We start from the raw sequence: 14,146 nt of genomic DNA, 5'->3' as shown, positions 1-14,146 counted from the left end.
CAAGGACATGACCGACCAGCGCGTGAACTCACCGCGCACCGGCGCGACCGCGTCGGTGGCCGCGAGGAAGGCGTCGCCCGCCGTGTACCGCAGGCGTCGGCTCGTGGTGATCGTGGGGCTGCTCGTCATCGTGCTCTTCCTGGTGCTCGTGGCCGGTTTCGTGTGGCCGGGACTCTGGCGCGGCACGGCGACGCCGCAGCCGGTTCCCACGGTGACGGTCACCGCCGCCGTACCGACGCCCACGGTCAAGGCGATGGAGCGCAGCGGTGAGGAGACCGCCTTCCAGAAGGCGCTCCCGTCCGCGGTGCTCCAGTTCGCGCTCGGCGCGCTCACCGAGGCGAAGGAGCCCAAGGGTGAGGGTGCGCTCGAGGCCTGGAACGCCGAGTACGCCGACGGCGACACGGGCGAGGTGGCACTGCTGGCGGGCCAGTGGGCGACGGACGACGAGGCGGCCACCGCAGCCGCTGCCTGGACCAGGTCGGCCGGCGAGGCCGAGAGCGAGGGCGACGTGAAGGTCGGCAAGAAGGTCGTCGGGCAGTACGCGATAGTGCCGGCCAAGGGTGGGAAGGCCGTCGTCGTCTGGCAGAACGGGACCGCCGTCATGCGGGCTTCCGGTCCGGCCGACGTGATGGAGGACTTCTACGCGGCGTTCCCCCTGTGAGCGCGCAGGGGAGAATGGCCTCGTGAACCAGCGACTTGCAGTGCTCGGTGCGGGCAACATGGGTGAGGCGGTGCTCGCGGGTGCACTGTCGGCGGGCTGGGCGTCGGCCCACGTCGTGGCCACCGTGCGTACCGAGGCCAAGGCCCAGCACCTGCGCGAGACCTACCAGGTAGCCACGACCAGCGACAACGTGGCGGCGGTCCGGGGTGCGGGTCTCGTGCTCGTGGGTGTGAAGCCGAAGGACGTCGGCGCCCTGCTCGACGAGATAGCGCACGGGATCGAGCCCGGCGCCGTGGTGGTCACGGTCGCGGCCGGCCATCCGGCGGCGTTCTACGAGCAGCGGCTGCCCGCAGGTACCGCGGTCGTGCGAACGGTGCCCAACACGCCTGCGGCGATCGGCGCGGGCATCACGGCGATCGCGCCCGGCGCCGCCGCGACCGAGGCCGATCTGCAGGCGGTCGAGCACCTGTTCGCCGGCACGGGTGCAGTGGTGCGCGCGGCGGAGAAGGACCTCGACGCTGTCTCGGCCATCTCGGGATCCGGCCCCGCGTACGTCTTCTACGTCGCCGACGCCCTCGCCGAGGCGGGTGTCCTGCTGGGCCTGACACGTGACGTCGCCCGTCGCCTCGCGGTCCAGACCCTGCTCGGCGCGTCCCGCCTGATGGACGAGTCGGGTGAACATCCGGTGCTCCTGCGGGAGAAGGTCACCTCGCCGGGTGGCACCACGGCGGCGGCCCTGCGCGCCCTGGACGACGGCGGTGTGCGCGCCTCGTTCCTGACCGCGGCGACCGCCGCGCGTGACCGCGCCCGCGAGCTGGGTGGATGATCCTCCCGTGACCATCTCTCGACCCGCCATGACGCGGCCGCCTGCCATGGCCGACGTCGCAGCCCTGGCCGGCGTGTCCCACCAGACCGTTTCCCGTGTGCTCAACGGGCACCGGAGCGTGCGCCCGGCGACGCGGGAGAAGGTGCTCGCGGCGATCGCCGAGCTCGGATACCGCCGCAACAGCGCGGCGCGGGCCCTGGTCACCGCGCGCTCGGACACCGTAGGTGTGGTGACCACCGGGTCCCCGCTGTTCGGTCCGTCGAGCACGCTGATCGCGGTCGAGGAGGCCGCGCGTGAGCAGGGCTGGTACGTCAGCGTCGCGACGCTGCGCCGGTACGACGCCGCAACCATGCACAACGCCATGGAGCACTTCATGGACCAGGCGGTCGAGGGCATCGTCGTCATCGCGCCGCACACCGACGTGGCCGACGCGGTGGAGTCGTTCCGCGCGCCGGTGCCGGTGGTCCTCATCGCCGCCCGGGAGCTGGACCCGGACGTGCCGACGATCCCGCTGGCGGTGGACCAGCGGGCCGGGGCCAGGCTCGCTGTCGAGCACCTGATCGAGCTGGGGCACAAGCGCATCCTGCACGTCGCGGGTCCGCCGGACTGGCTGGACGCCGTCGAGCGCGAGGAGGCCTGGCGGGCGGTCCTGACCGAGCACGGCCTGCCGGTGCCCGAGCCCGTGATCGCGGGCTGGAGCGCGGACCGCGGTTACATGGTGGGCCTGGACCTCGCGCAGCGGGTCAAGGCAGGGACCGGCCCGACGGCGGTCTTCGCCGCCAACGATCAGCTCGCCCTCGGCCTGCTGCGGGCGTTCTGGGAGTGCGGCGTCTCCGTGCCCGACGACGTCTCGGTGGTGGGCTTCGACGACGTCGACGGCTCCGGCCACTTCATCCCGCCGCTGACCACCGTGCGCCAGCCGTTCGTCGACCTGGGCCGGCGGAGCGTCGCACTGCTCCTCGCGGCGATGGACGGCGCCAAGCCCGCTGCGGAGCTGATCGCGCCCGAGCTCGTCGTGCGCAGGAGCGCGGCGGCTCCGCGCGCGTAACGGCCGAAAACGTTTGGGTCGGGTCCCAAAGTTGCGGTTGCGCAACGTCGTCGTCCGACCGTTGAGCGAGGCGTTGACACGTTCGCAGCGCAGTGGCAGAGTCACCGCGCACGAGGATGTTTACGTTCACATTCCGTCGTGGAGCAACGCTGTTGCCCGACGCGTGCCAAGGACATTGACGTCCAGGTGAGTCCGGACGCTGCTGTCCGGGGAAAGGGGTGCCGCCCGTGCCAGGCAGTCGCCCATTGGTGCCAGACCGTCGCCAACCTCTGCTAGGCCGCCGTCGTTCCCCGAGTCTCCGCGTGTCCGCGGCAGGCTGGAGCTTCGTCGCGCCGTTCCTTGTCGTGTTCGCCCTGATGATCGTGACGCCGCTGGTCTACTCGATGTACCTGAGCCTGTTTCGCAACCAGCTCATGGGCGGTACGACCTTCGCGGGGCTCGACAACTACGTGACCGCGTTCTCCGACCCCAAGCTCTGGGACGGCGCCGGCCGTGTCGGGCTTTTCCTCCTGGTCCAGGTCCCGATCATGCTGGCGCTCTCGCTGATCGCCGCGCTCGCGATCGACAGCGGCCGACTGCACGGCAAGGAGATCTTCCGGGTCGCGCTGTTCCTGCCGTACGCGGTGCCCGGCGTCGTCGCGGTGCTGATGTGGGGCTTCATGTACGACGACCGCCTCGGCCTCACCGGGAGCGTCAACGACCTGGTGGGCTTCGCTCTCATCGACCCGTACACGAAGCAGTGGATCCTCACCGCGATCGGCAACATCGTGACGTGGGAGTTCGTGGGCTACAACATGCTGATCCTCTACGCGGCGCTCAAGACGGTGCCCACCGAGGTCTACGAGGCCGCTGCCATCGACGGCGCGGGCCAGTTCCGCATAGTGCAGGCGATCAAGCTGCCCGCGGTGCGGGGGGCGCTCGTCATCGCGACGATCTTCTCGATCCTCGGCAGCTTCCAGCTCTTCAACGAGCCGACCATCCTCAAGGAGATCCAGCCGGCCCTGATCTCGTCGTACTACACGCCCAACATCTACGCGTACAACCTGAGCTTCGAGGGCAACCAGGTGAGCTACGCGGCAACCGTCGCGATCGTGATGGGCGTCGTGACGGCGATCATCGCGTACGTCGTGCAGCTTCGTGGGACGCGGAGGGACGCGTGATGGCCGGCTACTCCTACCTTCGGCCGCGCAGGTCGGTCACGCTGACGGTCCTGCTGGGGGTGCTGCTCGTCTACTCGGTGCTGCCGCTGGCCTGGATGCTCTTCAGCATCACCAAGACGCAGCCCGAGCTGCTCAGCTCGTTCGGCCTCTGGTTCTCCGGTCCGTTCGCGCTGTTCGACAACCTGCAGCAGGTCGTCACCCACGACGACGGTGTGTTCCTCAAGTGGTTCGGCAACACGCTGGTCTACGTGGTCGTCGGCGCCGGTGGTGCCACGATCCTGGCCACCGCTGCCGGGTACGGGCTGGCCAAGTACCGGTTCCGCGGCCGCAACGCGGTGTTCGCGACGATCCTCGGGTCGATAGCGGTGCCCGGCACCGCTCTCGCCGTGCCCACGTTCCTGCTGTTCAGCCAGTGGGGTCTCACCAACACCATGTGGGCGATCATCCTGCCCTCGCTGGTCTCGCCGTTCGGCCTCTACCTCATGTGGGTGTTCGCCGCGGAGGCGGTGCCCACGGAGATCCTGGAGGCGGCGCGGGTCGACGGCGCTGGCGAGTGGCGCACCTTCTTCACGATCTCGCTCCGCCTGCTGGCGCCGGGCATCGTGACGGTGGCGCTGTTCGCGATCGTCGCCACCTGGAACAACTACTTCCTGCCCCTGATCATGCTCAACGACCCGGATCTGTACCCCCTGACCCTCGGCCTGTACCAGTGGCTGGCGGACGCGTCGGGCATCGGGGCCCAGCCGGTGTTCAACCTGGTCATCACCGGTTCGTTCCTGACGATCGTGCCGATCGTCATCGTGTTCCTGGTGCTCCAGCGGTACTGGCAGTCGGGCCTGAGCGCGGGCGGCGTGAAGGCATGACCGATGTGCCGGAAACATCGAAAGACCTGAACTACGACGACGTGGAAGAAGGAAGACCATGACCATCACCCGCAACCGACGTGTCGCGCTCGGCGCCCTGGCCACCCTGCTGGCCGCTTCTCTCACCGCCTGCTCGGGCGGGGAGGAAGGCGGCGGTGGTGGTGGCGGGGCCGAGGGCGCCAGCGCCGAGGAGATCGAGGCCGCGCTCCAGGAGGGCGGCAGCGTCACCTACTGGACGTGGACCCCGCAGGCCGAGAAGCAGATCGAGGAGTTCGAGAAGGCGTACCCCGAGGTCGACGTGAAGCTCGTCGACACGGTCGGGGCCGGCGAGGCCAACACCAAGCTGCAGAACGCCATCGCCGCAGGCAAGGGCGTGCCCGACGTCGTGCAGATCGAGTACCAGTCCGTCCCGCAGTTCCAGCTCCCGGGCCAGCTGACCGACCTCAGCGCGTACGGGTTCGGCGAGCTGGAGAGCCTCTACACGGCCTCCACCTGGGGTTCGGTGTCGCAGAACGGCGGGATCTGGGGCCTGCCACAGGACTCCGGGCCCATGGCGTTCTTCTACAACCAGGAGGTGTTCGACGAAGCCGGTGTCGAGGTCCCCACCACCTGGGACGAGTACATCGAGGTCGCGCGCGCCATCAAGGAGCACGACCCGGACAAGTGCCTCGCGAACGACTCCGGTGACCCGGGCTTCACGACCAGCATGATCTGGCAGGCCGGCGGCACCCCGTTCCAGAACGACGGCGAGAACGTCACCATCGACCTGGCCGACGAGGGCACCACCCGGTTCGCCGAGATGTACCAGCCGCTCATCGACGACGAGCTGATCTGCCAGCTGCCCGGCTGGAGCGACGAGTGGTACCAGGCGCTGGGCGACGGCACCATCGCGTCGGTCGCGCTCGGCGCGTGGATGCCCGGCATCCTCGAGGACGGCGTGCCCGACGGCAAGGGCAAGTGGCGCGTGGCGCCGATGCCGACGTACGACGGGACCCCGACCAACGCCGAGAACGGCGGCAGCACGGAGTCCGTCCCGGAGGCGTCGGAGAACAAGCTGCTCGCGGCAGGGTTCCTGAAGTGGCTCAACTCGAGCGACGAGTCGATCCAGGCCTTCATGGAGACCGGCGGCTTCCCGGCGACCGTCGAGCACCTCGAGTCCGAGGAGTTCCTGGGCTACGAGTCCGAGTACTTCGGCGGCCAGAAGATCAACGAGGTGCTCGGCGCCGGCGCGGCCGACGTCAACGAGGGCTGGCAGTACCTGCCGTGGCAGTCGTACGCCAACAGCATCTTCGCGGACACGGTGGGCCAGTCCTGGCTCGACAAGTCGTCGCTCCTGGACGGCCTGGCCGCCTGGCAGGAGGAGAACGTCTCCTACGGCACCGGGCAGGGATTCACGGTCAACGGCTGACGCCACCGGCGTCGGACACACCGAAGTTCTGAGCGAGCGGGGATCCCGAGCAACGGGATCCCCGCTCTGCGAGACCGCACCACCGCACGGCCCTGCACCATCCGGAACCCTGCCCCAACCCTGCACTGCGATGAAGGAGTGTGGTACCCGTGAGGCGTCTTTATGCTGCCCTCGCTGCCCTGGCCTGCGTACTGGCGACCGCTGTCGGCGCGGTCTCCGCCCAGGCCCAGCCCGAGACGGTCGTCAACGCGACCCAGTTCACCGACACGGCGGGCAACCCGCTGCACGCCCACGGCGGCGGTGTGGTCAAGGTCGGTCAGTACTACTACTGGTTCGGCGAGAACCGGAACACCGACAACACGTTCCGGTACGTCTCCGCCTACCGGTCGACGGACCTCGTCCACTGGGAGTTCCGGAACCACGTGCTCACCGAGGCGAGCCACCCGGAGCTCGGCATGGCCAACATCGAGCGGCCCAAGGTGATGTACAACCAGGCCACGGGCAAGTTCGTGATGTGGATGCACAAGGAGAACGGCACCGACTACTCGGAGGCCCGGGCGGCGGTCGCCGTGAGCGACACCGTGGACGGCAACTACACCTACCAGCGCAGCTTCCGGCCGCTGGGGCACATGTCGAGGGACATCGGCGTCTTCGTCGACACGAACGGCGACGGCTACATATACTCGGCCGCCAACGAGAACTACGACCTGCACATCTACCGCCTCACCAGCGACTACACCGACGTGGCCAGCCTGGTCGCCAACCCGTGGCCGGGCGGTCACCGCGAGGCGCCCGCGCTGTTCAAGCGCGGCAGCACCTACTTCATGCTGACCTCCGGCGCCACGGGCTGGAACCCGAACCAGCAGAAGTACGCGACGACGAGCAACCTGGCCTCCGGCTGGTCGGCGATGCAGAACGCCGGTGACGCCACCGCGTACGGCTCGCAGACCACGTTCGTCCTGCCGGTGCAGGGCACGTCCGGCACGTCGTACCTGTACATGGGCGACCGCTGGGGCAACTCGATAGGTACCAACGTCAACGGCTCCCGGTACGTGTGGGCGCCGATCACCTTCCCGACGTCTACCTCCATGTCGTTCAGCTATTTCCCGGAGCTCTCGATCGACGCGGCGGCGGGGACGATCACCGGGCAGGGCGGGCCGTTCGAGACGCTCACGGCGCGGCACTCCGGCAAGTGCGCCGACGTGACGAGCCAGTCGTACGCCGCGGGTGCCGAGATCAAGCAGTACGACTGCAACAGCGGCGGCAACCAGCGCTTCTGGTTCCGGAGTGCGGGCAGCGGCTACTACAACCTCGTGGCCCGGCACAGCGCGCTGTGCGTGCAGGAGAACGCCACGACGGTGACCCAGCAGGGCTGCGGCACGGGGACGAACCAGCAGTGGTCGGTGGTCGCGGCGTCGGGCAGCTATGTGACGATCCGGTCCCGCGCGACCGGCGAGTGCCTGGACGTCAACGGCGGTTCGACCGCGAACGGTGCGGCGCTGATCACGTACACCTGCAACGGTGCGAACAACCAGCAGTGGACCCGCGGCTGACGGCACCCCGGCCGTGAAGCCCACTCCGAGATGACCTCGGGCGCCGAACCGGGCACGGTTCGGCGCCCGCGGTCGTTCTCAAGACGGACCTGTCCTTACCCGGTTGTCGTAACGTATCGTGTGAGCGCTAACATCGCCGTAGGCGGTCAGGCCACGGATTGCCGTGACGGTCGACCGACGGCTACACGAACGACGCCACGCGACGATGCGGGCAGGACGGAGCGGCCCACGATGGTGGAGCGGCAGGACGAAGGGGTGGAACGGCTCGCCGGCCTCCGGGAGGCGATCGAGCAGGGGCGGACCGCTCTCGGCATCGAGCTCGGCTCCACCAGGATCAAGGCGTGCCTCGTCGGCCCGTCGGGCGCACCGCTCGCGAGCGGCAGCCACGACTGGGAGAACCAGCTCGTCGACGGCGTGTGGACCTACTCGCTGGACGCCGTCTGGTCGGGTCTCCAGGAGTCGGTGACAGCGCTGTTGTCGGACGTCGAGCGGCAGTACGGCGTGCGGCTCACCACCGTCGGCGCGCTGGGCGTCTCGGCGATGATGCACGGCTATCTCGCGTTCGACGAGACCGACGAGCTGCTCGTGCCGTTCCGGACCTGGCGCAACACCAGCACCGAACGTGCCGCTACCGAGCTGACCGGCCTGTTCGGCTACAACATCCCGCAGCGCTGGTCGATCGCCCACCTGTACCAGGCGATCCTCGATGATGAGCCGCACGTGGAGCGGGTGCGGCACTTCACCACGCTGGCCGGCTACGTGCACTGGCGCCTGACCGGGCAGCAGGTGCTCGGCGTCGGCGACGCCTCCGGCATGTTCCCGATCGACCCGGCGACGAAGGGCTACGACCAGCGGATGCTGGCCCAGCTCGACGAGCTGGTGGGCGACCGCGGCCCGGGCCCGGGCATCACCGACCTGCTGCCGCGCGTCCTTCCCGCCGGAGCCGACGCCGGCGCGCTGACCGCCGAGGGCGCCGCGCTGCTGGACCCCACAGGGACGCTGCGGCCCGGCATCCCGCTGTGCCCGCCCGAGGGCGACGCCGGGACCGGCATGGTCGCCACCAACTCGGTGGCGCCCCGCACCGGCAACGTCAGCGCCGGGACCAGCATCTTCGCGATGGTCGTCCTGGAGAAGCCGCTGGACAGCGTGCACGAGGAGCTGGACCTGGTCACCACGCCGGCCGGCGACCTCGTCGCTATGGTGCACTGCAACAACGGGGCCAGCGAGCTCGGCGCGTGGGCCGAGGTGTTCGGCCAGTTCGCCACGGCGCTCGGGCAGCCCGCCGCTCCCGACGCCGTGTTTGGGGTGCTGCTGCGGTCCGCCCTGGACGGCGACGCCGACGGCGGCGGCCTGCTCGCCTACAACTACCTGTCCGGCGAGCCGATCACCGGCCTCGAGGCCGGCCGGCCGCTGTTCACGCGCACGCCCGACAGTCGGCTCACCCTCGGCAACTTCGCGCGCACGCAGGTCTACAGCGTGTTCGGCACGCTGAGCCTCGGCATGCGGGTACTCGCCGGGGAGCAGGTGGGGCTGGACTCCATGTTCGCCCACGGCGGCCTGTTCCGGACCGAGGGTGTGGCCCAGCGTCTGCTGGCCGCCGCGCTGGACGCGCCGGTGGCCGTCGGCCGTACGGCGGGCGAGGGCGGTGCGTGGGGCATCGCGGTGCTCGCCGCGTACCGGGCGTCCGCGCACGGTGCGGCCGCCCCCGAGCAGAGCCTGGGCGCCTACCTCGACGCCGAGGTCTTCGCGGACGCCGCGCTCGACGTCGTCGAGCCGGACGCCGGTGACGTGGCGGGCTTCTCCGCCTACCTGGAGCGGTACAGCGCGGGCCTCGCGATCGAGCGCGCCGCCGTCGAGACGCTCCGGACCCGAGACACGACGCAGGAGAGCGACCGATGAGCAAGGCACTGACCGACTACTCGCAGGCGGTCCAGGAGGAGGTGGCGCGCGTCCGCGTGGTCGTCTCCGACCTGCACGCCGAGCTGCCGCGCTGGGACCTCGTGGTCTGGACCGCGGGCAACGTGTCCCAGCGCGTGCCGAACCCCGACGTGCCGGACGGCAGCGGCGACCTGTTCGTCATCAAGCCCTCTGGCGTCTCCTACGACGACCTCACCCCCGCCGGCATGGTCGTGTGCGACCTCGACGGCAACCTCGTGGACGGCACGCGGTCGCCGTCGTCGGACACCGCGGCGCACGCCTACGTGTACCAGCACATGGCCGAGGTGGGCGGTGTGGTGCACACGCACTCCACGTACGCGACGGCGTGGGCCGCGCGCGGCGAGGAGGTGCCGTGCGTGCTCACGATGATGGCCGACGAGTTCGGCGGCCCCGTGCCCATCGGCCCGTTCGCGATCATCGGCGACGACTCGATCGGCCGGGGCATCGTCGAGACGCTCAGCGGCCACCGCAGCCCCGCCGTCCTGATGCGCAACCACGGGCCGTTCACGATCGGCAAGGACGCCCGCGCCGCCGTGAAGGCGGCCGTGATGGTCGAGGAGGTCGCCCGTACGGTGCACATCTCCCGCCAGCTCGGCGAGCCCGTCCCGATGGAGCAGCAGCACATCGACTCTCTCTACGACCGTTACCAGAACGTCTACGGCCAGCCCGCGACGACGCCGTCGGGCAGCACTGCGGCCGACACCAAGAACATGGAAGGACAGGCATGAGCACCAAGCCCTACGCGGACCGTGAGGTCTGGTTCCTCACCGGGAGCCAGGACCTCTACGGCGAGGAGACCCTCGCCCAGGTCGCCGAGCAGTCGCAGGAGGTGGCCCGGGCGCTGGACGCGTCGTCGGACGTGCCGGTCAAGGTGGTGTGGAAGCCGGTCCTCAAGGACTCGGTGGCGATCCGCCGCGCCATGCTGGACGCGAACGGCGACGACAACGTTATCGGTGTCGTCACCTGGATGCACACGTTCAGCCCCGCGAAGATGTGGATCGCGGGCCTGGACGCGCTGCGCAAGCCGTTGCTGCACCTGCACACGCAGGCCAATGTCGAGCTCCCCTGGGACGACATCGACATGGACTTCATGAACCTCAACCAGGCAGCGCACGGCGACCGCGAGTACGCGTACATCGCCACGCGGCTCGGCGTCGCGCGCACCACGGTCGTGGGGCACGTCTCCAACCCGGCCGTCACGCGCCGGGTGGGCACCTGGGTGCGCGGCGCGGCCGGCTGGGCGGCGACGCACGAGCTCAAGCTGGTGCGCTTCGGCGACAACATGCGCAACGTCGCCGTCACCGAGGGTGACAAGACCGAGGCCGAGCTGCGGTTCGGCGTCTCGGTGAACACGCACGGCGTGAACGAGCTGGTCGCGGGGGTGGAGGCTGTCGAGGAGGCCGCCATCGACAAGGTGGTGGCCGAGTACGAGGAGAAGTACGACGTCGCCCCCGAGCTGCGGGCCGGCGCCGAGCGGCACGACTCGCTGCGCTACGCCGCACGCCAGGAGATCGCGCTGGAGGGCTTCCTGGAGGCGGCCGGCGCCAAGGCGTTCACCACCAACTTCGAGGACCTGGGCGCGCTGCGCCAGCTCCCCGGGCTCGCGGTGCAGCGGCTCATGGAGAAGGGCTACGGCTTCGGCGCCGAGGGCGACTGGAAGACGGCGGTGCTCGTCCGGGCCGCCAAGGTGATGGGGCTGGGCCTCCCCGGGGGCGCGAGCCTCATGGAGGACTACACCTACGACCTCACCCCCGGCTCCGAGCTGATCCTCGGCGCGCACATGCTGGAGGTCTGCCCGTCGCTGACCACCGCGACGCCGCGCATCGAGGTCCACCCGCTCGGCATCGGTGGCAAGGAGGACCCGGTCCGGATGGTCTTCTCGGCCGACGCCGTGGAGGGCGCCGTCGTCGTCTCGCTCGCGGACATGCGGGACCGGTTCCGCCTGACGGCGAACGTGGTCGACGTCGTCACCCCGCCGCGCGACCTGCCGAAGCTGCCGGTCGCCCGCGCGATGTGGAAGCCGCGGCCGTCGTTCGAGGTCTCGGCCGAGTCGTGGCTGACGGCGGGCGGCGCGCACCACACCGTCATGTCGACCGCCGCGGGCATCGAGGCGTTCGAGGTCTTCGCGAACATCGCGCGCACCGAGCTGCTCGTCATCGACGAGGACACGACGCGTCGCGGCTTCGCCGACCAGGTCCGCCACAACCAGGCTTACTACCGCCTGGCCCAGGGCCTCTGACCCACTCTGCCGAGATAGAACTGTGGCGAGATAGAACCAGGGCGAGATAGAACTGCAGCGAAGTAGAACTGGAGCGCACCCCTCAGGTGCGCTCCAGTTCTACTTCGCTGCAGTTCTATCTCGCCCTGGTTCTATCTCGGCACGGGGTCGCGACGATCGCGCCCATGACCAGGAGGGGTCAGCGGGGGGAGGTGACCACCGGCCAGCCGGCCTTCCAGCCCAGCCGGTGCAGGCCGAGCGTCGGGAAGTACGGGATCTCCTCGTTGGCGCCGTCGTAGTAGTGGTAGGCGAGGACGCCGTCGTGCACCGACTGGCCGCCCGGACCGACCCTCGGGCCGCTCGACTCCAGGAGCACCGTGCCCCCGCCGCCGACCATGTCCCGGCCCTCCTTGTCGAGGTACGGGCCGGTCACGTCGCGGGAGCGCCCGACGACCACCTTGTAGGTGCTGTCCGCCCCGGCGCAGCAGGCGTCGAACGAGACGTACAGGTAGTACCAGCCGCCCCGCTCCTGGATGTACGGGGCCTCCACGCGGTTGCCCGGCGCGAACCGGTCGACCAGGTGGACGGCGTTCTCCAGGGCCCCGGCCACGGGCTTGCCGCTGGGCCAGGAGATCTCCACCAGGAAGATGCCGTACCAGTGCGAGCCGATCGCCATGTACGGCGTGCCGTCCTTGCCGGTGACGATGCCGGCGTCTATCGCGTTGAACTCCTTGCCGTCCTCGATCGGGGCCGGGGAGGTGATGACGGGCCCCTGGTCCACCCACTCGTAGTCGGGGTCGTCCGGGTCGAGGGTGGTGTTCGTGGCGAGCGCCGTGACCGAGTTGTTGGTGCCGAAGCGGGACGCCGAGTAGTACAGGTAGTACGTGCCGTCGTGCTCGTAGACCTCGGGGGCCCAGAGGTTGTCCGGCAGGGCGCCGTCCGAGAAGTGCTCGTCGATCCAGGCCGGGATCTCGTCCCAGACGGTGCCCTCGTAGGCCCAGGTGGTGCCGCGGTCGTGCGACGACCACATCTGCACGGTGCCGCCGTTCTCCCGGTTCAGCAGGCCGGTCGAGTAGACCCACCAGGTGCCGTCGTCGTCGACGGTGAGAGCAGGGTCGTGGATCGGTGCGGTGTCGCCGACGACGGCGATCTCGCCGGGCTTGCCCCCGGACGTACCGCCCGGCGCCCCGGCGACCGCGCCGGACGCAGGAGCGCCCATCGCGATGGCCGCCGTGAACGCGAGCGCGCCGAGCGCCGCGAGTGGTCTGCGTAGTGACATCTTTGTCCTCCGGGTGGGTCGGGTCCGCTGCTTCAAATTCCACTTCTACAACGATGTAGAGTGTAGAGGAACACTCGCTCCGAGCACCATCGTCGAAAGGCCGCGCACCGATGCCGGTGAGGATGCAGGACGTCGCGCTGCGTGCCGGCGTCTCCGTCAAGACAGTCTCGAACGTGGTCAACGGATACCCGTACATCCGCGACTCGACCCGACGGCGCGTCGAGGAGGCGATCGACCAGCTCGGCTACCGGATGAACACCTCGGCCCGCGACCTGCGCACCCGGCGTACCGGCATGATCACGCTCAACGTGCCGGAGCTGTCGCTGCCGTACTTCGCCGAGCTCGCCGACTCGGTGATCCGCGCTGCCGACGAGCGCGGCTGGTCCGTGCTCATCGAGCAGACCGGCGCCGAGCGCGAGCGGGAGCTCGAGGTGCTCACGGGGAACCGCCGCCACCGGGGCGACGGCGTGCTCTTCTCGCCCCTCGCGCTCGGCCCCGACGACCTCGACCACTTCGACGTCGACTTCCCGCTCGTCGTGCTCGGCGAACGGGTCTTCGGGGCGCGGGCCGACCACGTGACCATGAACAACGTGGAGGGCGCCCGGGCCGCCACCGCGCACCTCATCGCATCGGGACGACGGCGCATCGCCGTCGTCGGCGCGCACGCGGGCGAGGTCATCGGCTCGGCCGCGCTGCGGCTGGCCGGCTACGAGCGGGCGCTCGCCGATGCCGGGATCCCGTTCGACCCGGCGCTCGTGGGCGAGGCGGGCCTCTGGCACCGCTCGACCGGCGCCGAGACGATGGCCCGGCTGCTCGACTCCGGCACCCCGATCGATGCCGTGTTCGCCCTGAACGACGCGATGGCGCTCGGCGCCCTGCACGCGCTGCACGAGCGGCGGATCGACATCCCCGGCGACATCGCGCTCATCGGGTTCGACGACGTCGACGACGTGCGCTACTCCGTACCCACCATCTCGTCGGTGGACCCGGGGCGCGACGAGATCGCGCGCACCGCCGTCGGCCTGCTGGTCGAGCGGATCACCGGCACCACGGAGCCGTTCCGGCGGGTCGTGCCCCCGATGCGGATCGTGGGGAGGGAGTCGACCGGCGATACGCAGGGGGACGGCGAGACTGTGGCGGCGGCCCTGCCGGGCTGGCGGGAGGACATTCCCTGACGTGCAGGGGTCGCCGG

Annotated in this window: 12 protein-coding genes; 11 read left to right on the top strand and 1 reads right to left on the bottom strand. The window is 70.0% G+C overall.

Features of this window, described 5'->3' with window-relative positions:
• Positions 1-7: 7 nt before the first annotated feature.
• The 10 genes from ACNYC2_RS25330 to araA all read left to right on the top strand — a co-directional run bounded on the left by ACNYC2_RS25330 (position 8) and on the right by araA (position 11,696).
• Entirely contained in the window at positions 8-661 is a 654-nt protein-coding gene (locus ACNYC2_RS25330) for a hypothetical protein (RefSeq protein ID WP_419704398.1), read from the top strand.
• A gap of 22 nt (positions 662-683) precedes the next feature.
• Positions 684-1,487 carry a pyrroline-5-carboxylate reductase gene (proC, locus tag ACNYC2_RS25325; protein ID WP_419704397.1) on the top strand — a complete coding sequence of 268 codons (804 nt, stop codon included), beginning with the start codon at positions 684-686 and terminating at the stop codon, positions 1,485-1,487.
• Between the two features lie 46 nt (positions 1,488-1,533).
• The gene (locus ACNYC2_RS25320; RefSeq protein WP_419707902.1) at positions 1,534-2,535 is read left to right on the top strand and encodes a LacI family DNA-binding transcriptional regulator; all 1,002 of its coding nucleotides are present in this window, start codon (positions 1,534-1,536) and stop codon (positions 2,533-2,535) included.
• A 302-nt stretch (positions 2,536-2,837) separates the two neighbouring features.
• Positions 2,838-3,695 carry a carbohydrate ABC transporter permease gene (locus ACNYC2_RS25315; protein WP_419704396.1) on the top strand — a complete coding sequence of 286 codons (858 nt, stop codon included), beginning with the start codon at positions 2,838-2,840 and terminating at the stop codon, positions 3,693-3,695.
• Positions 3,695-4,558, top strand: a complete 864-nt coding sequence (locus ACNYC2_RS25310) for a carbohydrate ABC transporter permease (protein ID WP_357503477.1) — start codon at positions 3,695-3,697, stop codon at positions 4,556-4,558. Before ACNYC2_RS25315 ends, ACNYC2_RS25310 begins: the two co-directional genes overlap by 1 nt.
• 58 nt (positions 4,559-4,616) lie before the next feature.
• Positions 4,617-5,966: an ABC transporter substrate-binding protein gene (locus ACNYC2_RS25305; RefSeq protein ID WP_419704395.1), complete on the top strand. Its 1,350-nt coding sequence runs from the start codon at positions 4,617-4,619 to the stop codon at positions 5,964-5,966.
• Between the two features lie 149 nt (positions 5,967-6,115).
• A complete protein-coding gene (locus ACNYC2_RS25300) occupies positions 6,116-7,519 on the top strand; it encodes an RICIN domain-containing protein (RefSeq protein WP_419704394.1) in 1,404 nt (467 codons plus the stop codon).
• A 231-nt stretch (positions 7,520-7,750) separates the two neighbouring features.
• Positions 7,751-9,418, top strand: coding sequence for a xylulokinase (locus ACNYC2_RS25295; RefSeq protein ID WP_419704393.1), 1,668 nt, complete (start codon positions 7,751-7,753; stop codon positions 9,416-9,418).
• On the top strand, positions 9,415-10,185 hold the full coding sequence (locus ACNYC2_RS25290) for an L-ribulose-5-phosphate 4-epimerase (protein ID WP_419704392.1): 771 nt from the start codon (positions 9,415-9,417) through the stop codon (positions 10,183-10,185). The genes ACNYC2_RS25295 and ACNYC2_RS25290 overlap by 4 nt, the downstream gene beginning before the upstream one ends.
• Positions 10,182-11,696, top strand: a complete 1,515-nt coding sequence (gene araA / locus ACNYC2_RS25285; RefSeq protein WP_419704391.1) for an L-arabinose isomerase — start codon at positions 10,182-10,184, stop codon at positions 11,694-11,696. The genes ACNYC2_RS25290 and araA overlap by 4 nt, the downstream gene beginning before the upstream one ends.
• A gap of 178 nt (positions 11,697-11,874) precedes the next feature.
• On the opposite strand, the gene ACNYC2_RS25280 is transcribed toward araA, so the two are convergent.
• On the bottom strand, positions 11,875-12,954 hold the full coding sequence (locus ACNYC2_RS25280) for an arabinan endo-1,5-alpha-L-arabinosidase (protein ID WP_419704390.1): 1,080 nt from the start codon (positions 12,952-12,954) through the stop codon (positions 11,875-11,877).
• Positions 12,955-13,064: 110 nt separating this feature from the next.
• On the opposite strand from ACNYC2_RS25280, the gene ACNYC2_RS25275 reads away from it, so the two are divergent.
• Positions 13,065-14,129 (top strand): LacI family DNA-binding transcriptional regulator, encoded by a 1,065-nt coding sequence (locus ACNYC2_RS25275; protein ID WP_419704389.1) that lies wholly within the window; start codon positions 13,065-13,067, stop codon positions 14,127-14,129.
• Positions 14,130-14,146: the final 17 nt, after the last annotated feature.

Origin of the sequence: Promicromonospora sp. NFX87 (assembly GCF_048564965.1) — a bacterium.
Classification (GTDB): Bacteria; Actinomycetota; Actinomycetes; order Actinomycetales; family Cellulomonadaceae; genus Promicromonospora.
This window is presented reverse-complemented; position numbering and strand designations above follow the sequence as displayed.

Excerpts from the sequence above, each read along its gene's own strand:
- ACNYC2_RS25305 (WP_419704395.1), top strand. The coding sequence starts at position 4,617 with ATGACCATCACCCGCAACCGACGTGTCGCGCTCGGCGCCCTGGCCACC.
- ACNYC2_RS25275 (WP_419704389.1), top strand. The coding sequence starts at position 13,065 with ATGCCGGTGAGGATGCAGGACGTCGCGCTGCGTGCCGGCGTCTCCGTC.
- ACNYC2_RS25290 (WP_419704392.1), top strand. The coding sequence starts at position 9,415 with ATGAGCAAGGCACTGACCGACTACTCGCAGGCGGTCCAGGAGGAGGTG.
- ACNYC2_RS25320 (WP_419707902.1), top strand. The coding sequence starts at position 1,534 with ATGGCCGACGTCGCAGCCCTGGCCGGCGTGTCCCACCAGACCGTTTCC.
- ACNYC2_RS25280 (WP_419704390.1), bottom strand. The coding sequence starts at position 12,954 with ATGTCACTACGCAGACCACTCGCGGCGCTCGGCGCGCTCGCGTTCACG.
- ACNYC2_RS25295 (WP_419704393.1), top strand. The coding sequence starts at position 7,751 with ATGGTGGAGCGGCAGGACGAAGGGGTGGAACGGCTCGCCGGCCTCCGG.
- ACNYC2_RS25330 (WP_419704398.1), top strand. The coding sequence starts at position 8 with ATGACCGACCAGCGCGTGAACTCACCGCGCACCGGCGCGACCGCGTCG.
- araA (WP_419704391.1), top strand. The coding sequence starts at position 10,182 with ATGAGCACCAAGCCCTACGCGGACCGTGAGGTCTGGTTCCTCACCGGG.
- ACNYC2_RS25310 (WP_357503477.1), top strand. The coding sequence starts at position 3,695 with ATGGCCGGCTACTCCTACCTTCGGCCGCGCAGGTCGGTCACGCTGACG.